The 23307-nt window shown below is 72.6% G+C and carries 19 protein-coding genes; 13 read left to right on the top strand and 6 right to left on the bottom strand.

The features are described from left to right. Positions 1-8 precede the first annotated feature (8 nt). The 6 genes from ligA (at position 9) to gatB (ending at position 8509) form a co-directional block, all read left to right on the top strand. On the top strand, positions 9-2222 hold the full coding sequence (gene ligA / locus OG299_RS13095) for an NAD-dependent DNA ligase LigA (protein ID WP_266625200.1): 2214 nt from the start codon (positions 9-11) through the stop codon (positions 2220-2222). A gap of 554 nt (positions 2223-2776) precedes the next feature. Next, positions 2777-4819 carry a putative bifunctional diguanylate cyclase/phosphodiesterase gene (locus tag OG299_RS13090; RefSeq protein ID WP_405706247.1) on the top strand — a complete coding sequence of 681 codons (2043 nt, stop codon included), beginning with the start codon at positions 2777-2779 and terminating at the stop codon, positions 4817-4819. 125 nt (positions 4820-4944) lie between these two features. Beyond that, positions 4945-5241, top strand: a complete 297-nt coding sequence (gatC, locus tag OG299_RS13085; protein WP_010984178.1) for an Asp-tRNA(Asn)/Glu-tRNA(Gln) amidotransferase subunit GatC — start codon at positions 4945-4947, stop codon at positions 5239-5241. Positions 5242-5246: 5 nt separating this feature from the next. Beyond that, entirely contained in the window at positions 5247-6743 is a 1497-nt protein-coding gene (gene gatA / locus OG299_RS13080) for an Asp-tRNA(Asn)/Glu-tRNA(Gln) amidotransferase subunit GatA (RefSeq protein ID WP_266625183.1), read from the top strand. Then, positions 6740-6985 carry a hypothetical protein gene (locus OG299_RS13075; RefSeq protein WP_266625181.1) on the top strand — a complete coding sequence of 82 codons (246 nt, stop codon included), beginning with the start codon at positions 6740-6742 and terminating at the stop codon, positions 6983-6985. Before gatA ends, OG299_RS13075 begins: the two co-directional genes overlap by 4 nt. A 15-nt stretch (positions 6986-7000) precedes the next feature. Beyond that, positions 7001-8509 carry an Asp-tRNA(Asn)/Glu-tRNA(Gln) amidotransferase subunit GatB gene (gene gatB / locus OG299_RS13070; protein ID WP_266625179.1) on the top strand — a complete coding sequence of 503 codons (1509 nt, stop codon included), beginning with the start codon at positions 7001-7003 and terminating at the stop codon, positions 8507-8509. 65 nt (positions 8510-8574) lie between these two features. Here gatB and OG299_RS13065 read toward each other — a convergent pair whose 3' ends face one another. The 3 genes from OG299_RS13065 to OG299_RS13055 all read right to left on the bottom strand — a co-directional run bounded on the left by OG299_RS13065 (position 8575) and on the right by OG299_RS13055 (position 13203). Continuing rightward, on the bottom strand, positions 8575-10392 hold the full coding sequence (locus OG299_RS13065; RefSeq protein WP_327361581.1) for a protein kinase domain-containing protein: 1818 nt from the start codon (positions 10390-10392) through the stop codon (positions 8575-8577). Between the two features lie 73 nt (positions 10393-10465). Next, positions 10466-11056 carry a GNAT family N-acetyltransferase gene (locus tag OG299_RS13060; protein ID WP_266625176.1) on the bottom strand — a complete coding sequence of 197 codons (591 nt, stop codon included), beginning with the start codon at positions 11054-11056 and terminating at the stop codon, positions 10466-10468. Next, on the bottom strand, positions 11053-13203 hold the full coding sequence (locus OG299_RS13055; protein WP_327361580.1) for a penicillin acylase family protein: 2151 nt from the start codon (positions 13201-13203) through the stop codon (positions 11053-11055). Before OG299_RS13055 ends, OG299_RS13060 begins: the two co-directional genes overlap by 4 nt. Before the next feature lie 61 nt (positions 13204-13264). Between OG299_RS13055 and OG299_RS13050 the strand changes: the two genes are divergently transcribed. Further along, entirely contained in the window at positions 13265-13999 is a 735-nt protein-coding gene (locus OG299_RS13050; RefSeq protein ID WP_266625173.1) for a siderophore-interacting protein, read from the top strand. Positions 14000-14060: 61 nt separating this feature from the next. Here the strand turns inward: OG299_RS13050 and OG299_RS13045 are convergent, their stop codons facing one another. Further along, positions 14061-14561, bottom strand: a complete 501-nt coding sequence (locus OG299_RS13045; protein WP_266625171.1) for a DinB family protein — start codon at positions 14559-14561, stop codon at positions 14061-14063. 74 nt (positions 14562-14635) lie between these two features. Beyond that, the gene (locus tag OG299_RS13040; RefSeq protein ID WP_266633203.1) at positions 14636-15433 is read right to left on the bottom strand and encodes a GNAT family N-acetyltransferase; all 798 of its coding nucleotides are present in this window, start codon (positions 15431-15433) and stop codon (positions 14636-14638) included. Positions 15434-15493: 60 nt separating this feature from the next. Between OG299_RS13040 and OG299_RS13035 the strand changes: the two genes are divergently transcribed. The 6 genes from OG299_RS13035 to OG299_RS13010 all read left to right on the top strand — a co-directional run bounded on the left by OG299_RS13035 (position 15494) and on the right by OG299_RS13010 (position 23132). Beyond that, entirely contained in the window at positions 15494-15883 is a 390-nt protein-coding gene (locus OG299_RS13035; RefSeq protein WP_266625169.1) for a cupin domain-containing protein, read from the top strand. Positions 15884-16084: 201 nt separating this feature from the next. Then, on the top strand, positions 16085-18334 hold the full coding sequence (locus tag OG299_RS13030) for an MMPL family transporter (protein ID WP_327361579.1): 2250 nt from the start codon (positions 16085-16087) through the stop codon (positions 18332-18334). Positions 18335-18373: 39 nt separating this feature from the next. Beyond that, a complete protein-coding gene (locus OG299_RS13025; protein WP_266625166.1) occupies positions 18374-18928 on the top strand; it encodes a GNAT family N-acetyltransferase in 555 nt (184 codons plus the stop codon). 103 nt (positions 18929-19031) lie between these two features. Then, positions 19032-19640 (top strand): hypothetical protein, encoded by a 609-nt coding sequence (locus tag OG299_RS13020; RefSeq protein WP_327361578.1) that lies wholly within the window; start codon positions 19032-19034, stop codon positions 19638-19640. A gap of 190 nt (positions 19641-19830) precedes the next feature. Continuing rightward, positions 19831-19998 carry a hypothetical protein gene (locus OG299_RS13015; RefSeq protein WP_266625162.1) on the top strand — a complete coding sequence of 56 codons (168 nt, stop codon included), beginning with the start codon at positions 19831-19833 and terminating at the stop codon, positions 19996-19998. A gap of 80 nt (positions 19999-20078) precedes the next feature. After that, positions 20079-23132 (top strand): helix-turn-helix transcriptional regulator, encoded by a 3054-nt coding sequence (locus tag OG299_RS13010; RefSeq protein WP_389870955.1) that lies wholly within the window; start codon positions 20079-20081, stop codon positions 23130-23132. Here OG299_RS13010 and OG299_RS13005 read toward each other — a convergent pair. Beyond that, positions 23098-23265 (bottom strand): DUF6191 domain-containing protein, encoded by a 168-nt coding sequence (locus OG299_RS13005; RefSeq protein WP_323139658.1) that lies wholly within the window; start codon positions 23263-23265, stop codon positions 23098-23100. The genes OG299_RS13010 and OG299_RS13005 overlap by 35 nt on opposite strands. Positions 23266-23307 lie beyond the last annotated feature (42 nt).

Genomic DNA, 23307 nt, shown 5'->3' with positions numbered 1-23307 from the left:
GACACGGCATGGCAGCCGAACAGAAGCAGGCCGGCGACGGCACGGCCGCACCGGCGGCGGTGCGCGAGCAGCACGCGCTGCTGGCCGAGCAGGTCGAGGAGCACCGCTTCCGGTACTACGTGAACGACCAGCCGGTCGTCAGCGACGCCGAGTTCGACAAGCTGCTGCGCTCGCTGGAGGCACTGGAGGAGCAGTACCCGGAGCTGCGTACGCCCGATTCGCCGACCCAGAAGGTGGCCGGGGCGTACGAGACGGACTTCGCGTCCGTCGAGCACCGGGAGCGCATGCTCTCCCTCGACAACGCCTTCGACGACGAGGAGTTGGCGGCCTGGGCCGAGCGGGTGGCCCGGGACGTCAACACTCCCGATTTCCACTACCTGTGCGAGCTCAAGGTGGACGGCCTCGCCGTCAACCTCACCTACGAGAAGGGCCGCCTCACCCGGGCCGCCACCCGCGGCGACGGCCGCACCGGCGAGGACATCACCCCCAACGTCCGCACCATCGCGGACATCCCGGACCGCCTCAAGGGCGACCGGATCCCCGAGCTCGTCGAGATCCGCGGCGAGGTCTTCTTCCCGATGGAGAAGTTCGAGGAGCTCAACGCGAGGCTCGTCGAGGCCGGCGACAAGCCCTTCGCCAACCCGCGCAATGCGGCGGCCGGATCGCTGCGCCAGAAGGACCCGAAGGTCACCGCGACCCGCCCGCTGCACATGGTGGTGCACGGCATCGGCGCGCGCCAGGGCTTCGACATCGACAAGCTGAGCCACGCGTACGAGCTGCTCAGCGAGTGGGGCCTGCCCACCGCCCGGCACAACAAGGCGGTGTCCTCGCTGGCGGAGGTCCGCGAGTTCATCGCGTACTTCGGCGAGAACCGGCACTCGGTGGAGCACGAGATCGACGGCGTCGTCGTCAAGCTCGACGAGATCCCGCTCCAGGGCCGCCTGGGCTCCACGGCCCGCGCCCCGCGCTGGGCGATCGCCTGGAAGTACGCCCCCGAAGAGGTCAACACCAAGCTGGTGGACATCAAGGTCGGCGTCGGCCGCACCGGCCGGGTGACCCCGTACGCGCAGGTGGAGCCGGTGACGGTGGCCGGCTCGGAGGTCGAGTTCGCGACCCTGCACAACCAGGAGGTCGTCAAGGCCAAGGGTGTGCTCATCGGGGACACCGTCGTCCTGCGCAAGGCCGGCGACGTCATCCCCGAGATCCTCGGCCCCGTGGTGGACCTGCGCGACGGCACCGAGCGGGAGTTCGTCATGCCGGCCGAGTGCCCCGAGTGCGGGACGGCGCTGCGGCCGATGAAGGAGGGCGACATCGACCTCCGCTGCCCCAACGCCCGCACCTGCCCCGCGCAGTTGCGCGAGCGGCTCTTCTACCTGGTCGGCCGTGCCTGCCTGGACGTCAAGAACTTCGGGTACGTGGCCTCGGCCGCGCTCACCCAGCCGCTGGAGCCCTCGGTCCCCCCGATGGCGAACGAGGGCGACCTCTTCGACCTCACCCTGGAGCAGCTGCTCCCGATCACCTCGTACGTGCGCGACCAGGACTCGGGTCAGCCCAAGATCGACCCGAAGACCGGCGAGCCGAAGATCGTCACCTTCTTCGCGAACAAGGAGGGCGAGGCCAAGGCCAACACGCGGGCCATGCTGGCGAACATCGAGGCGGCCAAGGCCCAGCCGCTGGCCCGCGTCATCAACGGCCTCTCGATCCGCCACGTCGGCCCGGTCGCGGCCGCGGCGCTGGCCCGCGAGTTCCGCTCGATCGAGCGGATCGAGCAGGCGACCGAGGAGGAGCTGGCCTCGACCGACGGCGTGGGCGCGATCATCGCGGCCTCGGTGAAGGAGTGGTTCGCCGAGGACTGGCACCAGGAGATCCTGCGCAAGTGGCGGGAGGCCGGGGTCCGGATGGAGGAGGAGGGTTCCGGCGAGGAGGAGGGCCCGCGCCCGCTGGAGGGCCTGACCGTCGTCGTCACCGGCACCCTGCAGAGCCATACGCGGGACGGCGCGAAGGAGGCCCTGCAGAGCCGCGGCGCCAAGGTGACCGGCTCCGTCTCGAAGAAGACCTCCTTCGTCGTGGTCGGTGAGAACCCGGGCTCCAAGTACGACAAGGCGATGCAGCTGAAGCTGGCCGTCCTCGACGACGCGGGCTTCGCGGTGCTCCTCGAACAGGGCCCCGACGCGGCGCGCGAGGCCGCCCTCCCGGTGGACGGCGCCGCCGCAGCGGAGTAACACCCCCTGAACGACACGGCGGGACGCGAACGGGGAAAGTGGCCCGCGCGAACGGATGCGTGGTGTGCGGCCGTACGGGCGGGCGCACGCCGGGCGCAACGCCCGGTGGTAAAAGGCTGGTACAGGGCTGTTCGCAGGGCGGTGACCTGTCGGATCATCGGATGGGTGACCTGAGGGTCCTGGTCCAAACTCACCCGTTCGGCGGATACCGTACTGATGAGGATGGCTGGGTCGCATTCGGGCAACCGCCGCCGACCGCTGCCCCTGGGAGCCTCTCGCGTCCTACTGTTGAGGGGTGCGCCTGTCGTGCACGGCTGCGTGATGCGATTCCAGCCGTGATGGCATGACATCGGGGCCATCGCGTGGCATCGGCATTGCCGGCTGTGAGAGGGACGGGCATGAAACCCACCGAAAGCGCCGACCCGTCACCTGATGTCGGCGGGGAGATCCCGTCCATGCGGACGGGCCGGCTCGGTTTCCTGGGTTCCAGGACGCCGGACACCCACCCGCTCGACACCGGCACGGGATCGGGCGGAGCGGCGCAGCGCACCGTGCTGCCCTTCATCGTCGTGGGCCTGTCCGCCGTGGTCCTCGCGGCCGGCATCGTCTCCGCGCTGAGCGACCGTCATGCCCTGTTCCCCGGCGGCCCGGTCGGGTGGGCGCTCGCCCTGCTGACCGGCATCATCGTCGGCCACCTGGTCGCGCTGGGCCGCGACCGCTGGTGGGGCGGCACCGGGTCGGGCGCGGCCCTCACCCTCGGCGTGCTCCTCCTGTACGGCTGGGTGCCCGCGGGACTCGTCTCGCTCGCGGTGGTGTCCCTGGTCGGGGCGGCCCGCCGGCACCGCTGGCGGCAAGGGCTGCTGCACGGCGCCACCGACATCCTCGGCATCGGCGCGGGGGCCCTCGTGCTCACCGCGTTCGGCGAGGCGCCGACCGTCGAGACCCCGTGGCGGCCCACCACCTGGGGGCTGGAGGCGGTCCCCGAGATCGTCCTGGTGGCCCTCGCCTACCTGCTGGTCACCAAGGTGCTGCTGTGGATGGCGCTGACCCCGCGCGGCGGCGCCCTGCCCACCGTCGCCCGCACGGCCCTGCTCCGGCAGGCGTTAGTAGCCGTCGCCCTGCTCGGCATCGCCCCGCTGATCTGCGTGGTCGCCGTGACGCAGCCGGTGCTCCTGCCGCTGTTCGCCGTACCGCTGATCGCCCTCGACTCCACCTTGTGGATCGCCCGGGCGCGCGCCGAGGAGCAGCTGCGCGATCCGCTGACCGGGCTGCCGAACCGGCAGTGGCTCCTGGAGCGGGCGTGGTCCGCTCTGGACGAGGCTGAACGTTTGGGCACCCGGTCAGCTCTTGTGTTGATCGACCTGGACCGGTTCCGCGCGGTCAACGACACGCTGGGCCACCTCGCCGGCGACCGGCTGCTCCTCCAGATCGCCGACCGGCTCCGCCAGGCCCTGCCCGAGGACGCCGAGGCCGCCCGCCTCGGCGGCGACGAGTTCGCCGTGCTCCTGCCCGTCGCCGATTCCACCACCAGCGCCCAGCGGGTCGCCCGCCACCTCGTCGCCGAGCTCAGCTCGCCCCTCGACCTGGACGGCCTGACCCTCGTCCTGGAGGCCAGCGCCGGCCTCGCCGTGTTCCCCGACCACGCGCTCGACGCGGAGGGGCTGCTGCGCCGCGCCGACGTCGCGATGTACCAGGCGAAGCGGGACCGTACCGGCGTGGAAGTGTACGAGTCCAAGCGGGACAGCAACACCCCCGACCGCCTCGGCCTCCTCGGCGATCTGCGGCGGGCCCTCGACGCCGGTGAAGTGGAACTCCACTACCAGCCCAAGGTCCGCTTCGACGGCCACGTGGCTGGGCTCGAAGCCCTGGTGCGCTGGGTGCATCCGGAGCGGGGCCGGGTCTCGCCGGACGAGTTCATCGCGATCGCCGAGACCTCGGGGCTCATGCCCCACCTCACCGAGTACGTCCTCGAGACGGCCCTCGCCCAGGTGGCGCGCTGGCGGGCGCAGGGCCTGAAGGTCCCGGTCGCCGTCAACGTCTCGCCGCGCGACGTCCACACGCCCGGCTTCGCGGGCGCGGTCGCGGCCCGGCTGGCCCGGCACGGGGTCCCGGCCAGCGGGCTCCAGCTGGAAATAACGGAACACGTGCTGCTGGAGGACCCGCAGCGGGCGGCCGACACCATGGCGGGCCTGACGGGCCACGGCGTGAAGATGTCGCTCGACGACTTCGGCACGGGCTACTCCTCCCTGGTGCACCTGCGGCGGCTGCCGGTCAGCGAGCTGAAGATCGACCGCTCGTTCGTGGCGCGGCTCGCCGTGGACGCGCAGGACGCGGAGATCGTGCGCTGCACGGTGGACCTGGCGCACTCGCTGGGCCTGCTCGTCGTCGCCGAGGGCGTGGAGGACGACGAGACCTGGGAACGCCTGCGCGACCTGGGCTGCGACGCCGTCCAGGGCTGGCTGGTCGCGGCCGCCATGCCCCCGCAGGAGGCCACGGCCTGGCTCCTGGCCCGAGGCGAACGCGGCTGGCGCCGTCCGGCGGACATCACGGCGGAACTCTCGGCCTCCCCGACCCGCGCGGAAACCCCGGCCCAGTAGCCGATGCGGCAGCCGGCGCCGGGCCCGCAGGGACCCCTGGTGGGAAACGGTTTCGTGGGTCCGGGGCCCCGCCCCATAGGATTGGGCACGAAACTACACACTCACCACCCCCAGAGGATCGCTGCATGCCTGGCATCACGCGCGAGGAGGTTGCCCACCTCGCTCGGCTGGCACGTCTGGAGCTCAAGGCCGAAGAGCTGGACCACTTCGCCGGACAGCTCGACGACATCATCGGCGCGGTCGCCCGCGTTTCCGAGGTCGCCGACCAAGACGTCCCGCCGACCTCCCACCCGCTGCCGCTGACGAACGTCATGCGCGCGGACGAGGTCCGACCGTCGCTCACCCCCGAGCAGGCGCTTTCCGGCGCTCCCGCCCAGGAGCAGCAGCGTTTCAAGGTGCCGCAGATCCTGGGGGAGGACTAACAACCATGACTGACCAGATCATCAAGCTCACGGCCGCCGCGACCGCCGAGAAGATCGCCTCCGGCGAGCTCACGGCCGTCGAGGTCACCGAGGCCCACCTGGCCCGCATCGACGCGACCGACGAGAAGGTCCACGCCTTCCTGCACGTCGACCGCGAGGGCGCCCTGGCCCAGGCGCGCGCCGTCGACGCCAAGCGCGAGCGCGGCGAGAAGCTCGGCCCGCTGGCCGGCGTGCCGCTCGCCCTCAAGGACATCTTCACCACCGTCGGGGTCCCGACCACCGTCGGTTCGAAGATCCTCGAAGGCTGGATCCCGCCGTACGACGCCACCCTGACGCGCAAGCTCAAGGAAGCCGACGTCGTCATCCTCGGCAAGACCAACATGGACGAGTTCGCCATGGGGTCCTCCACCGAGAACAGCGCGTACGGGCCCACCGGCAACCCCTGGGACCTCACCCGCATCCCCGGCGGCTCCGGCGGCGGCTCCGCGGCCGCGCTGGCCGCCTTCCAGGCCCCCCTCGCGATCGGCACGGACACCGGCGGCTCCATCCGCCAGCCCGCCGCCGTCACGGGCACGGTCGGCGTGAAGCCCACGTACGGCGGGGTCTCCCGCTACGGCATGGTCGCCTTCTCCTCCTCCCTCGACCAGGGCGGGCCCTGCGCCCGTACGGTCCTGGACGCGGCGCTCCTCCACGAGGTCATCGCCGGCCACGACCCGCTGGACTCCACCTCCATCGACGCCCCGGTCCCGCCGGTCGTCGAGGCGGCCCGCAACGGCTCCGTCGCCGGCATGCGCGTCGGTGTCGTCAAGCAGTTCGCCGGCGAGGGCTACCAGGCCGGCGTCGTCCAGCGCTTCAACGAGTCCGTCGAGCTCCTCAAGGAGCTGGGCGCCGAGATCGTCGAGCTGGACTGCCCTTCCTTCGACCTCGCGATGGCCGCGTACTACCTCATCGCGCCGTCCGAGTGCTCCTCGAACCTGGCCCGCTTCGACGCCATGCGCTACGGCCTGCGCGTCGGCGACGACGGCACCAAGTCCGCCGAGGACGTCACCGCGCTCACCCGCGAAGCCGGCTTCGGCGACGAGGTCAAGCGCCGCATCATCCTCGGTACGTACGCGCTGAGCTCCGGCTACTACGACGCGTACTACGGCTCCGCCCAGAAGGTCCGCACGCTCATCACCAAGGACTTCGAGAAGTCCTTCGAGCAGGTCGACGTGATCGTCTCCCCGACGACCCCGACCACCGCCTTCGCGATCGGTGAGCGCACCGACGACCCGCTGGCGATGTACCTCGCGGACCTGTGCACCATCCCGACCAACCTGGCCGGCAACTCCGCCATGTCGCTCCCGTGCGGCCTGGCGCCGGAGGACGGCCTGCCGGTCGGGCTGCAGATCATCGCCCCGGCGATGAAGGACGACCGGCTGTACAAGGTCGGCGCCGCCGTGGAGGCAGCCTTCGTCGAGCGCTGGGGTCACCCGCTGCTTGAGGAGGCACCGTCGCTGTGAGTGGTAGCGCACTGTCCAAGGCCAAGGGCTTCAAGAAGTCCAAGTCCGGTACGTACCTGTCGATCGGCACCACCGCGTTCGGTGCCTTCAGCGTGATCAAGCAGGCCAAGAAGGCCCGCTCCGAGCACGACACGCTGAAGCTGGTCGACGCCGTTGTGTCCGCCGCCGCCATCGTCACCGGCCTCGCGATCCTGTACCGCGAGCTGAAGCGCCTCGGCGACGACGACGTCCTGCTGGGCTGAGAGGGAAGTTTCACTGTGACCGTCACCGAACTGCTGTCGTACGAGGACGCCCTCGCGTCGTACGACCCCGTCATGGGCCTCGAGGTCCATGTCGAGCTCGGCACCAAGACCAAGATGTTCTGCGGCTGCTCGACCGAGCTGGGCGCCGAGCCCAACTCGCAGACCTGCCCCACCTGCCTCGGTCTGCCCGGCTCGCTGCCCGTCGTCAACGCGATCGGCATCGAGTCGGCCATCAAGATCGGCCTCGCGCTGAACTGCGAGATCGCCGAGTGGTGCCGCTTCGCCCGGAAGAACTACTTCTATCCGGACATGCCGAAGAACTTCCAGACCTCCCAGTACGACGAGCCGATCGCCTTCAACGGCTTCCTCGACGTCCAGCTGGAGGACGGCGAGATCTTCCGCGTGGAGATCGAGCGCGCCCACATGGAGGAGGACACCGGCAAGTCGCTGCACGTCGGCGGCGCCACCGGCCGTATCCACGGCGCGTCCCACTCCCTGCTGGACTACAACCGCGCCGGCATCCCGCTCATCGAGATCGTCACCAAGCCGATCGAGGGCGCGGGCGAGCGGGCCCCCGAGGTCGCCAAGGCGTACGTCGCCGAGCTGCGCGAGGTCATCAAGGCGCTCGGCGTGTCCGAGGCCCGGATGGACAAGGGCCAGATGCGCTGCGACGTGAACCTGTCGCTGCGCCCGACCCCCGAGTCCGAGTTCGGCACCCGCAGCGAGACGAAGAACGTCAACTCGCTGCGCTCCGTCGAGCGCGCGGCCCGCTTCGAGATCCAGCGCCACGCGGCGGTGCTCTCGTCCGGCGGCACGATCGTGCAGGAGACCCGGCACTTCCACGAGGAGGACGGCTCCACCACCGCCGGCCGCATCAAGGACAACGCCGAGGACTACCGGTACTTCCCGGAGCCCGACCTGGTCCCCGTCGCCCCGGCCCGCGACTGGGTCGAGGAGCTGCGCGGCGGCCTGCCCGAGATGCCGCGCGTGCGCCGCAACCGGCTCCGCGAGGAGTGGGGCGTGAACGAGCACGACATGCAGTCCATCCTCAACGCGGGCGCGGTGGACTCCATCGTCGCCACCATCGAGGCCGGCGCCGACTCGACGGCCGCCCGCAAGTGGTGGATGGGCGAGCTGGCCCGCAACGCCAACGAGCAGGGCGTCGTCGTCGACGAGCTGCCGATCACCCCGGCCCAGGTCGCGCGCGTCGCGTCCCTGGTCGCGGCCGGCGAGCTGAACGACAAGCTGGCCCGCCAGGTCCTCGAGGGCGTCCTCGCCGGCGAGGGCACCCCCGACGAGGTCGTCGAGAAGCGCGGCCTGAAGGTCGTCTCGGACGAGGGCGCGCTCGGCGCGGCCGTGGACGAGGCCATCGCGGGCAACGCGGCCATCGCGGACAAGATCCGCGGCGGCAAGATCGCGGCCGTCGGCGCCCTGGTCGGCGCGGTCATGAAGACCACCCGCGGCCAGGCCGACGCGGCCCGCGTCAAGGAGCTCATCCTGGAGCGCCTGGGCGTCTCCGAGTAGCAGCACCCTGCGTACGGCGGCGGCCCCGCACCGGAGTTCACTTCCGGTGCGGGGCCGTCCGCCGTTCAGCGGGTGAGCTGCGGGGCGGCGATGACGACGGTGCCGTTGTCGCAGCCCATGTCCACCTTGACGCGCAGCCGCAGGGCATCGGTCACGTCCACCGACTTCGTTGCCGGCTTGCCGAGTTCGACGAGCTCGGAGAAGGCCGCGGGCTTCCCGTCGAGGGAGATGCTGACGCGTCCCTTCTCGTGCGTGGAGCCGTCGTCGATCCCGGCGGTGAACTCCAGGTGCTTCCACTCGCGGTTGAGGTCGAACTCGGTGATCGCCTCGTCGTTGCAGTCGGGGTTCGCGATGAAGGCCGCCCCGTACTGCTTGGTGTTGATCTTCGCGGCTCCGACGGTGAAGTTGCCCAGTCCCGCGATGGGCGTCAGCTGCGTCAGGTCGGCGGCCTTGATGTCCGCCGCGACGCCGCCCGGCTGGGTGCCACTGGCGGTGGGGTCGGGTGTCGCCCCGGCGTCCGAACTCCCGCTCTCGCTCTCACTCGGTGAGGGAGTGGGTGTCGGGGACTCCACCTCCGATACGGCCGCGTCGGAGGCGGCGCTGCCGCCCTTGCCGCCCGAGGCCTGGTCGCCGCCCTTGTCCTTGTCCAGCAGCCGTACGCCGAGCACGGCGAGCGCCGCGATGACCACGACGGCGGCCACCGAGCCCAGGACGAGCCCCGCCCGCCGCCTCTTCGGCGCGGCGGGCCCCGGGGGCGGGGACTCGTGCAGCGGGTACGTCGGTCCGTACCCGGCGGGCACGTGCTCCGGCCGGGGCTGCAACGGGGGCTGCGGCTGCGGCCGGGCGTCCTGGGCCGGCGGGGGCGGTGCGTGGACGGCAGCGGCGACCGGCGTCTGGACCGGCGGGCCCACGGGCTGCGGAGGTACCACCGGCTTCGACGGAACCGGCGCCGGGACCGCGTCCTGCACCGCCCGCTGCGAGGTCGAGGAGGTCGTGGACACGACCGCGTGCCGTACGTCCTTCATCCAGCCGGCCAGGCTGACGGGCCGCTGCGTCGGGTCGCCCGCATAGACGGCGGTGATCCGCTCGCGCCGCTCGGCGTCCAGCACCGCGATCTGCGGCAGCGCCGCCATCGCCCGGGCCAGCTGCTCCGGGGAGTTGGGCGGGGACTCGCCGCTCAGCAGGAAGTACGCGATCGCCCCGAAGGCGTAGCGGTCCGCCGCCGGGGTGCGCTTTCCGTCGAAGACCTCGGGAGCCGCGTACCCCGGGGTGAACCACACCTCCGCCGTCTGGTGGTCTGCGGTCAGCTTGCTGAGCCCGAAGTCCACCAGGGTGGCCTGCCCATGACCGTCCACCATCACGTTGCCCGGTGACAGGTCACCGTGGATCACCTGGCGCCCGGACGGGGTGGCCTTGCCGGAGTGCAGCCAGTCCAGGACGTCGGCCAGCTGCTCCAGCGTCCGCATCACCTCGCGCCGCTCGGCGGCGGTGGCGAGGTTCCGTTCCGCGCGCCAGTCGCGCAGGTCGAGCCCGTCGACGTGGTTCATCACGAGGACGAGGGCCCGACCGGTCAGCGTCCCGGACTCCCCCGACCGGTGGATCGGCGGCCCCTCGAAGTGCTCCCGGACGCCGACGACGCCCGGGCGGTGCACGAAGCGCAGGAGCTCGGCCTGCTCGTTCCACTTGCGGCTGATCCGGTCGAACTCGTCGGGCGTGATGGTCGTCTTGGAGTCGAGCACCTTGACGACCACCGGTTCGCCGCCGCCCGCGAGCTCGATCTCCGCGAGATAGAGCACGGCCTCCCCGCCGCGCCCGATCGACCGGAGCAGCCGATACCGGTCTGCTGCCGCATCCGGCCCGATGTGCAAATCCTGGCTGGTCAATTTCCCCCCAGCGCCGATGCTTTGAGTGGGCATCAGTCTGGCGTGGCCGGAATCACACGGTCAATCGGAACGGTCAGTTTGCCTCGGGGTGGAGGAAGGCGAGGCGGGCCTGCTTGGCCGGCAGGTAGACCTCGGGCAGGTCGATCTCCGGGAGCTCGATCTCCGGGCCGAGCACGAAGCCGGTGCGCACGAGGCGGGCGAGGGCCTTGCCGTTGCGGGCGTCCGGCTCGGCGACCACGCGGCGGGTGCGGCCGTCGGACCAGACGAACCCCATGAAGGCGGTCATCAGAGCCGCGCTGAAGCCGTGCTGGACGGACCCCCGGGCGGGGCTGATCAGCAGGTGCACGCCGGTGTCGCCCGGCTGGACCTCGTAGCACTCGCTGACCCGGTCCTCGGCGCAGTCGTACGTCTGGAAGAGCCCGACCGGCTCGCCGTCGCGGCTGACGATGAACGCGTGGTGCGTCGTGCGTCTGTCGACGTCCTCGTAGATCTCCTGGACCAGCTCGCGGCCGGCCTCGCGCATGCCCCAGAACGCGGCCCGCTCCTCGGTGACCCAGCTGTGGATCAGGGCCGAGTCCCCGGCGGGGTCCACGGGGGTGATGGTGATCGTGCCGAAGCCCTCGACGAGCTGGGTGTGCACGGGACGGCGGGTGGACGTGGTCATCTGGAGGTTTCCTTCGTGAGGCGGGTCCAGTCGGTGACGACGGGGACGAGTTCGCACTGCGCCCAGAACGGCAGCTGGTCGCGGTGGTGGGGTGAGCCGGTGACGCCGTCCGCGCCGAGCGGGACCGCCCAGAGGCTGTCCTCGCGGCGGGCCAGGTCCCAGACGTAACGGGCCGACGACGCGCGGGCGGTGAGATCGGTGAACCCGGGGACGGTGGAGGTGGCGTTGACGCAGTCGTGGTCGCCGCCGAGGCCGGGCCACTCGGCCTCCGGGTCGGGGAGGGCCGACCAGGGGGCCAGCCGGTGGACCTGCGACCAGGGGGCGTCGGGGCGGGCGGCGGCGGCCGTCTCCTCCAGGGCGGCGCGGACATGGGCCGCGCGGTCGAGGCCGGGGAGGAGGGTGGTGGTCAGCAGGCCTTCGAGGGCGTAGCCGATCTTCGGGACCAGGTACAGCCAGGGGTGGAACACGTCGGGACCGCAGGGGGCGCCGGCGAGTCCGGCGAAGACGGGGTCGGCGGCGAAGCGGCGTACGGTCGCGGTCCGGAAGGCCGAGAAGACGGTCGCGTCGGTGCTCTCGGCCGCCATGTGGCGGTCCCAGGCGAGCAGCCGGGTGCGCAGGGCGGCGGCCTCGGGGGAGAGGTCGTCGAGTCCGGGCAGCAGGGCCAGCAGCGGCTCGGCGGAGGCCAGGTGGGTGTCCCGGTGTACGTCGGCGATCGCCTTCGGGGTCCAGTCCGCGGAGCCGGAGAGCAGCTCGCGGATGCGGTTGGCGCGGTGCGGGGGCGCGAACTCCACGCCGAGCGGCGAGGCGATGCCGCGCGCGTTGGCCATGACGGCGAAGCCCTGCACGGGCTCGGCGGGGGTCTCGGCCCAGCCCTGCCAGGCGTACTGCGGATCCCAGGCGGGCACCGGGCGCAGCCGGTTGGCCCGGTGGCGCAGCGGGACCGCGCCGGCGACGCGGTGCAGCAGGCCGCCCTCGGAGTCGGCGGCGTGGACGACGTTGACGGGCTCGGCCCAGCCGTCGAAGGCGCGGTCGATCTCGGCGACGGTACGGGCGCGCAGCAGGGCGGGGAGGACGGCGAAGCCGAGGTCGCGGCGGACCCGGGGCGGGTAGCGCAGGGCGAGGGTCTGGCCGCCGCCGTCCGTCTCGTCCCGGATGATGACGGGGCCGCGCGCGGTCTCCAGGACCTCGACCTCGACGGGGTCGGCGCCGGCGACGGTGATGGTCTCGGTGTGCCGGGCGACGGGCTCCCAAGCGCCGTCGGGGCCGAGGGCCTCGATCACGTCGGGGGCGGCGGGGGCGGTGCGGAGCTGTTCGGCGTACAGGTCCTGGTAGTCGGACATGGCGTTGGTGATGGCCCAGGCGGCACTGCCGGTGTGCCCGAAGTGGCCGAGGCCGGGGATGCCCGGGACGGCCAGGCCGAGGACGTCGTACTCGGGGCAGGCGAGCCGTATCTGCTGGTACACGCCCGGGTCCTCGATGAACCGGTGCGGGTCGCCCGCGATGATCGCCGAGCCGGTGGCGGTCCGGTCGCCGGGGACCAGCCAGCCGTTGCTGCCGGCGGTGCCGGGGCCGTCGGTGGCGAAGAGGGTGACGGCCTCGTCGCCGAGGGCGCGGGCCACGCGCTCGCGCCACAGCTTGGTGGCGAAGCCGGCGAAGAGGATGTGGGTGGCGATCCAGATGGCGAGGGGGACCCAGGGCTCCCACGGGGTGGGGCTGTGGCCGGTGCGGGCGAACCGCTCGTCGCGGGCGGCGCCTTCGGCCAGCCCGTCGTTGACGCCGTCCACGTACGCCCGGACCCAGGCGGCGGTGTCGGGGTCGAGCGCCTCGTGGCAGCGGCGGGCGGTGTCGGCGAGCCGGGACCGGCGGGCGAACCGGTCCCAGGCGACGGATTCCGGGCCGAGGAAGGCGGCGCTGGAGCCCTGGGCGCGGTGGCGCTCGACCTCCAGCTGCCAGGCGCGGTCGAGGGCGGTGGTGCGGCCCTGGGCGTAGGCGAGGCGGTCGGCGTCGGCGGCGCGGAGATGGGGGATGCCCCAGTCGTCGCGGTACAGCTCGAAGCCGTCGGCTCCGGTGGCATCGGCTCCGGTGGCGTCCGCTCCGGTGGCGTTTGCGTCGGCGTCGTCCGCGTTGGTCACAAGGCTCACACTCATCCCCCAGTGCATTAGGTTAGGCTGCCCTAACTATAGGGGTTCAAGGGAGGGGTGGTCACACATGGGAGGCGTCGGCAAGGGCTGGGAGGGCGTGGTCCTTCGGCTTCTGCGGGGCAAGGACTTCACGTTCACGGTCACGGGCGCGCAGGACGTCACGGAGCACTACCGCCGCGTGCACGTGACGGACGGCGGACTGCTCGCGGCGGCGGGCGAGTCGCTCCACCCGACGATGTGGGTGCGGCTGTGGTTCGAGAGCGCGGGCAAGCCGCACACGCGGGCGTACACCCTCGTCGACCCGGATCCGGCGGCGGGCACGTTCAGCCTGGAGTTCGCGCTCCACGACGGCGCCGCGAGCGCGTGGGCGCGGGCCGCGAAACCGGGCGACACCATCGAGGCCACCGTCCAGGGGACCGGTTTCACCGCCCCGGCGCCCGAGCCCGAGCGGCTGCTGGTGATCGGCGACCCGGCCTCGGTCCCGGCGATCAACTCCCTGCTGGACGCCTACCCGCAGACCCCGGCGACGATCTGGCTGGAGACGCAGCACGCGTCGGACGCCGGCCTGCCCGTACGGCTCGACCCGGCCCGGCACGAGATCAGGCGGGTCGAGCGCACGGGCTCGGCACTGGTGGACCAGGTGAAGGCGGAGCTCCCGGAGCTCGTCGCGGACCCGGCGTCGGCGTACGTCTGGCTCGCCTGCGACACGGTGACGACACGGGCGCTGACCGCGTACCTGCGCAAGGAACTGGCCCTGCCGAAGCAGCGCGTGAACGGTCTGGGCTACTGGCGGGCCGCCTGACGGGCGTGCGGGCATGCGGTCTTGCGGGCCCGACGGGGCCCCGGTGGTCCCGCCGGGTGCGTCAGGCTCCGGTGGCGCCGTCGACGGCCTCGCGCAGGAAGTCGGCGTGGCCGTTGTGGCGTGCGTACTCGTGGATCAGGTGGAGCATGACGAGGCGCAGCGAGGCCTCCTCCTTCCAGCTGGACACGTACGCCGTCACGTCGAGGGACTCGGCGGCCGCCTCGATGCGGCGCGCGTGCGCGACCTCCGTCTCCCAGGCGGTGAACGCCTCCTCGCGGGTGGCGTCGGCTGCGTCGTAGGCGGCCTGGAAGTCGTGGGTGTCGGACCAGAGGTGGGGAAGCTCCTCGCCGTTCAGGGTGCGGCGGAACCAGTGCCGCTCGACCTCGCCCATGTGCCGGACCAGGCCCAGCAGGGAGAGGGCGGACGGCGGCGACGAGGGCCGCCGCAGCTCCTCGTCGGTGAGGCCCTCGCACTTCCAGGCGAGGGTGGCCCGGTGGTAGTCGAGGAATGCGCGCAGGGTCTCGCGCTCGTCGCCGGTCAGCGGCGGTGCAATGCGTTCCATGGGGTGATCTTGCCCGGGCGGCGGCTGCGACGGAAGGCCGGCGGGCAGATGGGCGGGCCCCGCCGCGCAGGCGGCTACGCGGTCCCGGTCCAGACGTACGGCACCGTCGTGCCCAGGCGGCTGAACCCCAGGCGTTCCAGGATCGGGCGGCTGTCGTCCGACGCGTCCACCTGGAGGTAGCGGATGCCGCGCTCCGCTGCGATGCGGGCCCGGTGGGCGACCAGGAGGCGGTAGATGCCCCGGCCCCGCCACTCCGGGAGGGTGCCGCCGCCCCAGAGGCCCGCGAAGGAGGAGCCCGGACGCATTTCCATGCGGGCCGCGCTGACCGGGGTGTCCCCGGCCATCGCCACCACCGCCGCGATGGTCTGCGGCTCCTCCTCCAGCAGCGTGAGCAGCAGGTGCCGGATCCTGGGGCGCTCCGTTCCGAAGGCCTTCGCGTGGACGTCCATCATCAGGTCGACGCCCGCCTCGTCCGTCACCACCCGCAGGGTGATCCCCTCCGGCGGCTCCACCGGCAGTGCGGCGAGCTCGTCCACCCGGCCCATCAGCAGGGTCTCGGCCGGCTCCGGGACGAAGCCCGCCGCGCGCAGCCGGTCCCCGAGATCCGCCGGCCGGTCGTGGCCGTACAGCTTCCACTCGAAGTCGCCGGCCCCGCGCCCCGCGAAGTACGCCACCTGCGCCGCGATCTCCGCGTCCGCCGTCTCCTCGTCGAGGTCCGACCAGAGCACGCCGTTCCACCCCGGCCCGGGCACCGTATGCCGTACCACCGCCCCCGCCCGTTCCACCCTGGCCTCCTTGGCGTCCGGCAGTGCGTCGCGGCGCATCTCCCGGTCGTACTGGGCCCGTACCTTCAGCAGTTCGTCAGCTTCCATCGTCATCGGCCCAGCTCACCAGCAGCCCGCCCGCCCGCACAACTGCATTAGCCTCACCCCGTGAACGACGACTCCCTCTACACCGGCAAGGCCACCCCGGACGCCGCCACCGACCGCGGCTGGCTCCTCGGCCACTTCAAGGACCCCGCCGATCCGCGCCACAGCAAGGACGTGGAGATCAAGTGGGGAGTCCACCCGAAGGGCGACGAGCGGGCCCAGTGGGTCCGGGGCGAGGAGCGCACCGCGCTGCAGGTGCTGATCAGCGGGCGCTTCCGGCTGGAGTTCCCCGGCCGGACGGTCGTCCTCGCCGAGCAGGGGGACTACGTCGTCTGGGGCCGCGGGGTCGACCACTCCTGGTACGCGGAGGAGGACGCGGTGGTCCTCACCGTCAGGTGGCCCTCCGTCCCCGGCTACCGGGCCGACGAGCCGGACGGTCCGTCGAGCGGATGACCTCGGTCCCGCACCGCCCTGCGCCCCTGTGACGATGCACACGAATGGGGCCAACGATCACGAAACGCTGGGATCGTGGCGGTGTATACCTTCTCGGCCGATACCCGGGGCGATCCCCCGGGCCGCCGGCCTTCACGAGTTCCAGTGTCTTTGCGTCGGGCAGCTCCCGGTGAAGATCCGAACCACCAGGGAGCACGTCCGTTGGCAGCGATCGCACGGTGGTGCATGCGGCACCGGCTGGTAGCCGTTCTCCTGTGGCTGCTCGCGCTCGGCGCCGCCGCCGCGGCCGCAGGGACCGCCGGATCGGCGTTCTCCAACGACTACGAGGTCCCCGGCACCGAGTCCGGCCGCGCCCATGCCCTCCTGCGGGCGGGCTTCCACGGCCACGACGGTGACACCGACACCGTCGTGTGGCGGGCCCCGGAGCATCAGAGCGTCCGTACTCCCGACGTCGAGCAGCGCATGACCAGGGCGCTCGACGCCATCTCCGCGCTCCCCGGCGTCGGTTCGGTCGCCGGCCCCTACGGCGCCGGGCCCGAGAGCGCCGCGCAGATCAGCCCCGACGGGCGCACCGCCTACGCCGTGGTGACGTTCGACCAGCAAGCCGACTCCGTACCCAAGGCGCAGGCCGAGGCCGTCGTCGACGCCGCGAAGAACCCCGCCACCGAGACGGACGGCCTCCAGGTCGAGCTCGGCGGCCGGGCGATCGCCCTGACCGAGGCACCCACCGCGCACATCGCCGAGGTCATCGGCGTGGCCGTCGCGGCCCTGGTCCTCTTCCTCGCCTTCGGCTCGCTCGCCGCGAGCCTGCTGCCCATCGCCACCGCCCTGGTCAGCGTCGGCACCGCCTACTTCGGCATCACGCTCCTCGGGCACGCCATGCCCGTCGCCGACTTCGCCCCGATGCTCGGCACCCTCGTCGGGCTCGGCGTGGGCATCGACTACGCGCTGTTCATCGTGACCCGGCACCGCAAGGGCCTCATGGGCGGCCTGCCCGTCCAGGAGGCGGGCGAGCGGGCCGTCGCCACCACGGGCCGGGCCGTCGTCTTCGCCGGGGCCACCGTCTGCATCGCGCTGCTCGGCATGCTGGTGCTGCGCCTGAACTTCCTGAACGGCGTCGCGATAGCCGCCTCCCTCACGGTGGTGCTGACGGTCGCCGCCTCGGTCACGCTGCTGCCCGCCCTCCTCTCGTACATCGGCATGCGCGCCCTCTCGCGCCGCGAGCGCCGCAGGCTCGCGGCCGAGGGCCCGCGGCCCGAGACGCCCACCGGGTTCGCCGCCCGCTGGTCGGCCTTCGTGGAGCGGCACCCCAAACTGCTCGGCGCCGTCGCCGCGCTGGTCATGGTGGTGCTGGCACTGCCCACCTTCTCGCTCCACCTGGGCACCTCCGACCAGGGCAACAACCCGGCGGGCTCCACCACCCGGCAGGCCTACGACCTCCTCGCCGAGGGTTTCGGACCGGGCATGAACGGCCCGCTCACCGTCGTCTCCCGCCTCGACGGCGCCGGGGACCGGATAGCCGTCGATCACCTGGCCGAGGCGCTGCGGACGACCGAGGGCGTCGCCGCCGCCGGCCCGGCCGTCTTCAACCGCAGCGGGGACACCGCGGTCCTGACCGTCATACCGGACTCCGCCCCGCAGTCCCGGGCCACGAGCGAGCTGGTCACGACGCTGCGCGAGGACGTCATTCCGGGCGCCGGGCACGGCAACACCATGGACGTCCACGTCGGCGGTGTGACCGCGGGCTACGACGACTTCGCCGACGTCATCGTCGGGAAACTGCCGCTGTTCGTCGGGGTGGTGATCACCCTCGGCTGCGTCCTGCTGCTGCTGGCCTTCCGGTCCCTCGGCATTCCGCTCAAGGCCGCCGCCATGAACGTCGCGGCCGTCGCCTCCTCCTTCGGCGTCGTCGTCGCGATCTTCCAGTGGGGCTGGGGCAGTGAGCTGCTGGGCCTGGGCAGCGCCGGCCCGATCGAGCCCTTCCTGCCGGTGATCATGGTGTCGGTCCTCTTCGGACTGTCCATGGACTACCAGGTGTTCCTCGTCAGCCGGATGTACGAGGAGTGGCTGGAGACGGGCGACAACCGGCGGGCCGTCCGCGTCGGCCTCGCCGAGACCAGCCGGGTGATCAACTCCGCGGCGGTCATCATGATCTCCGTCTTCCTGGCCTTCGTGCTCAGCGGAGACCGGATCATCGCGATGTTCGGCATCGCGCTCGCCGCGGCCGTCGCCCTCGACGCCTTCGTGCTGCGCACCCTCCTCGTCCCGGCGCTGATGCACCTGCTCGGCGGCGCCAACTGGTGGCTGCCCGCCTGGCTGGACCGCCGGCTGCCCAAGATCAGCATCGAGCCCCCCGAGCGCCGTTCGCGTGCGACACTTCCCGCGCAGCGACCCGGTGCCGGCTCCGCCACGAGCGAGGACGGCGCCGAGCCCGCCACCGCATCCCGGTGATCCGGCGACCCGCCGTATGAGACCCAAGGAAGAAGCCGCATGTTCTCGATAGACCTCGCCGACGACGCACAGCTGTTTCCGCTGGAGGTCTGGCACGCCGAGGAGTTCCTGGCACACATGGACCGCGGCCGGGAGTTCATCGGCGAGCACATCGTCCTGGCCGACTTCGTCACCGACCTCGACTCGGCGCGCGGTTTCCTCTCCTCGTACGCACAGAAGACGGCCGCCGACGGCGGGCGGATCTACGGCATCCGCGTCGGCGGCACCCTGGTCGGCGGGGTCCTCTTCCGGACCTTCGACGCCGAGTCGGGCAACTGCGAGGTCGGCTGCTGGCTGGAGCCGGCGGCCGCCGGCCGGGGCCTGGTGTCCACGGCCTGCCGCGTCCTGATCGACTGGGCCTTCCACGAGCGGGGCATGCACCGCGCCGAGTGGCACGCCTCCTCCGCCAACAAGAAGAGCCTCGCCGTCGCGGAGCGCCTCGGGATGACCCGCGAGGGCGTCCTGCGCGAGGCCTACCCCTACCGCGGCGTCCGCCAGAACACCGAGATCTGGGCCGTCCTCGCCCACGAGTGGCCGCCGGCTCCCACTGCCTGACACCACCCGCCGCGGCCCTGGTCCGGGGCCCGCGGCCGGCCCGGCCGGACGGCTCCGGCGCATTCTCAGAAACCTCTCAGACAAGCCGCCTACGGTGCCCCGCATGGACACCACGAAGACCGCCGACCCGACCGCTCCCGAGGCGGACACCGCCGAGCCCCAGGCCGCCGAGGCCAAGGCCGACGCCAAGGCCGACGTCAAGGCCGACGTCAAGGACGCCCCCGCCGGGGAGAGCGCCGAGGCCACCGAGCCCGCCCTCTCCGACGAGGAGCTCGAGGACGCCCTCGACGACGAGCTCGACGACACCGAGAAGGTGTCCGACGGCGTCGGCGCCGCGGCCTCCGCCGTCGTCGCGGCCGGGCTCGGGCTCGTCGCCCTCAGCGGCAGCTGGGTCTCGCGCGTCATAGCCGAGCGCCAGACCCTCGTGGGCCAGATCGAGTCGGTCAACGCCGCCACCACAGAGGCGAAGATCCAGGCCCTGTACGGCGACGCCTGGCACATGACCGCCCTCGTCAACGGCGTCCTGTCCACCCTCGCCCTGCTCCTCGCCGTCTTCGTGCTGGCCCGCCCCGCCTTCGGCGCCCCCGGCCGCACCCTCCCGACCTGGGTCCGCGCCGTCTCCTGGGCCGCCGTCGCGCTCGGCGCCCTGGGCGTCCTGCTCTTCGGCCTCATGTACTTCGACATCCTGGCTCCCCTCCCGAAGGCCGCCTAGGACCTCCCTTCCGCCTTCCTAGGAACCCCTCCTAGGCACTCCCGGTCCGCCCCGGGGTCCTTCGGCCGCTGCCTAAGGACCCCCGCCCCGTACAGATGCGGCAGGCGCCCGATGTGCCGGCACCCCCTGGGGCGCGAATCTTGGATCACACCGAACGAGGTGCCGAGAAACGCAGACCAGGGAGTACGAGATGTTCGAGTACGAGATCGCCACCGCCCGCCGCGCCGACCTCATCCGCGAGGCAGACGCGTACCGCCGGGTCCAGGAGGCCAAGAAGGCGCGCCGCGCCTCCTCTCGCAGCCAGGAACCCGAAGGGCCGGTGAGCGCAATCCGTAACCGCTTCACGCGCGCCGCGTAGCCGGCGCCGCGAAACGCGGGAACCGGCACGTGATGAGAAGCGCACCGATAACGAGTGCCGTCGGCCCGGGATCCTGTGCGATGCTCGGCGACGTGGAGACCAGATCTGTCAGCCCGGTGTTCGTCGGCCGAGCCGACGAACTGGCCGTACTCACCGACGCATTGGCCCGCGCCGCGGGCCAGGAGCCGCAGGCGATGCTCATCGGGGGCGAGGCCGGGGTCGGAAAGACCCGCCTCACCGAGGAGTTCCTCTGCGAAGCGGCCCGCCGCGGTGCGGTCGTGGCCGTCGGAGGCTGTGTGGAGATCGGGGCGGAGGGACTTCCCTTCGCCCCGTTCTCGACGGCTCTGCGCACCCTGCACCGCCAGCTCCCGGGGGAGTTGGCGGCCGCGGCCGCCGGCCAGGAGGACGAACTCGCCCGGATCCTCCCCGAACTCGGCGACACCCCCCGCGGCCCGCACGACGAGGAGAGCACCGCCCGGCTCTTCGAGCTGACGGCCCGGATGCTGGAGAGGCTCGCCGCCGACCGCACCGTCGTCCTCGTCCTCGAGGACCTGCACTGGGCGGACACCTCCACCCGGCACCTGCTCTCCTACCTCTTCCGCACCCTCGCCAGTGGCCGGCTCGTCGTCGTCGCGACCTACCGGGCCGACGACGTCCACCGCCGCCACCCGCTGCGGCCGCTGCTGGCAGAACTGGACCGGCTCCGCACCGTCCAGCGCATCGAACTGCCCCGCTTCAACCGGGCCGAGGTGCGCCGCCAGCTCGCCGGCATCCTCGCCGCGCAGCCCGACGAAGCCTTCGTGGACTCCGTCTTCGACCGCTCCGACGGCAACGCCTTCTTCGTCGAGGAACTCGTCGCCTGCCGGGAGAGCGGCTGCCGCGCCGGACTGACCGAGTCCCTGCGCGACCTGCTGCTCGTCCGCGTCGAGGTGCTGCCGGAAGCCGCACAGCGCGTGGTGCGCATCGTCGCCGAGGGCGGCTCCACCGTGGAGTACCCGCTCCTGCGGGCCGTCGCCGGGCTGACGGAGGACGAGCTGATCGAGGCCCTGCGGGCCGCCGTCGGCGCCAACATCCTCCTCGCCACCACCGACGGGGACGGCTACCGCTTCCGCCACTCGCTGGTCCGCGAGGCCGTCAGCGACGACCTGCTGCCCGGCGAGCGCGCCCGCGTCAACCGCCGCTACGCCGAGGCCATGGAGGCCGACGGCTCGCTGATCCGCGCCGAGGAGCGGGTCATCCGGCTGGCCAGCTACTGGTACTGCGCCAACGACGCCGCCAAGGCGCTGCCCGCCGTCCTGGCCGCCTCGGTCGCCGCCCGCCGCCGGCACGCCTACTCCGAACAGCTGCGGCTGCTGGAGCGGGCGTTGGACCTGTGGGAGAGCGCGCCGGAGGAGGTCCGCGAGGCGCTGCGCCCGGTGGACTACACCGATGTGTACCCGCCGTGCGGCTGCGACCCGGCCACCACCCCGCTGCAGCGGCTCGACCTGCTGGCCGAGGCGACCGTCGCCGCCCGCTTCGGCGGCGAGCGCGAACGCGCCCTGAAGATCACCAAGACGGCGCTGCGGCTGCTGGAGGAGGACCAGGACCCGCTGCGGGCCGCCTGGTTCTGGACCGAGCGCTCCCGGCTCGTCGCCGGCCTGGGCCGCGGTGACGGCTGGGACGAACTCGCCAAGGCCCAAGAGCTCGTCAAGGGGCTGCCCCCGTCCCAGGTGCACGCCGAGGTCCTGGTCAGGGCCGCGGGCTGGGGCATGCTCCACAGCCCCGGCCCGGGCAACCTCGAGGCCGCGGAACGCGCCGCCGCCTACGCACGGATGGTCGGGGCCGAGGAGATCGAGCTGAACGCCCGTATCACCGTGGGCTGCCTGCTCACCGACTCGGGCGAACCCGAGCGCGGCCTCGCCGAGATGCACGCGGTCCGGGAGCGGGCCGCCGAACTCGGGCTCGTCATGGTGGCGGGACGTGCACATATCAACCTCACCTCGCAGCTGGAAAGCATGGGCCGGTCCCGCGAAGCCGTGGAAGTGGCCGAACAGGGGGTCGAACTCGTCGAACCGTCGCGGATGCTGGACACCGAGGCCTGGCTCAGCGGGAACATGGCGGAGAGCCTGTACAACCTCGGCCGCTGGGACGAGGCGGCCGAAGCCGCCCGGCGCGCCCTGAGCGTCGGCCAGAGCGCGGCCCCGCGCGGCTCCGCCTCCGCACGGCTGTCCTACCTGGCCCTGGCGCGCGGCGAAATGACCGAGGCGACCGGCCGGCTCGCCGCCGCCCACACCCACTTCGGCACCCACGACAGCCAGCCCCAGCACCGCCTGCCGCTCTACCGCCTCGCGGTCGGCGTGGCCGCGGGAGAGGGCCGGATAGCCGACGTCCGCGGGGAGATCGCGGATGCCGTCGCCTACGGCTTCCCGCTCGGCCACCACCGCTATGCCTGGCCGCTGCTGCTCGCCGCCGCCTCCGCCGAAGCGGACGCCCGGGGGCTCCCCGTCGCCGACGCCGGCCGCGAAGCCGCCCTCGCGGTGCTCCGCGGCGCCGCCGGCGCCCTGGCCACCCCGGTGCCCGTGTGGACCGCCCACGCCGAGTTCTTCCGCGCCGAGCTGCTGCGGGCCGAGGACCGGGACACCGCCGCCGACTGGGCTGCCGTCGAGCAGGCCGTCCGCCCGCTGGAGCGCCCGTACCTGCTGGCCCGCGCCCGCCACCGGCTCGCCGAGGCCCTGCTGGCCTCCGGCGGCTGCCGCGAGAGCGCCGCCGTCCTGCTGCGCGAGGCCTATGCCACCGCGGACCGGCTCGGCTCCCGCAGGCTCCGCGAGGACCTGGCCCTGCTCGCCCAGCGCGCCCGGCTCCCGCTCACCGAGGCCGACACACCCCCGGCCCTGCCCGCACCGGACACCGACCCCGTCGAGGCCCTGGGCCTGACCAGCCGCGAGCGCGACGTACTGCGCCTGGTCGCGGCGGGCAACAGCAACCGCCAGATCGCCGAGGAGCTCTTCATCTCCCCGAAGACGGCCAGCGTGCACGTCTCGAACATCCTGGCCAAGCTGGGCGTCGCCGGCCGCGGTGAAGCAGCGGCCCTCGCCCACCGGCTGCGGCTGTTCGCGCCCCTCACTCCTGCGGGGGCTGCTCGGCCGGGCGTATGAGCACCTTGCCGGAGTCGAGGTCTATCGGACCGCGTCCCGGATCGCCGTCGTTCACGTCGGTCCGGGACAGCTCCAGCCGCTTCTTCTCCTCGTCCGTGTGCTTGCGTCCCGGGTTGAACAGCTCCTCGATCATGTTGAACACCGCGCCCACCGTGCCTTTCGCCCCCCACCGGGG

This window comes from Streptomyces sp. NBC_01296, from assembly GCF_035984415.1.
GTDB lineage: Bacteria > Actinomycetota > Actinomycetes > Streptomycetales > Streptomycetaceae > Streptomyces.
This window is presented reverse-complemented; position numbering and strand designations above follow the sequence as displayed.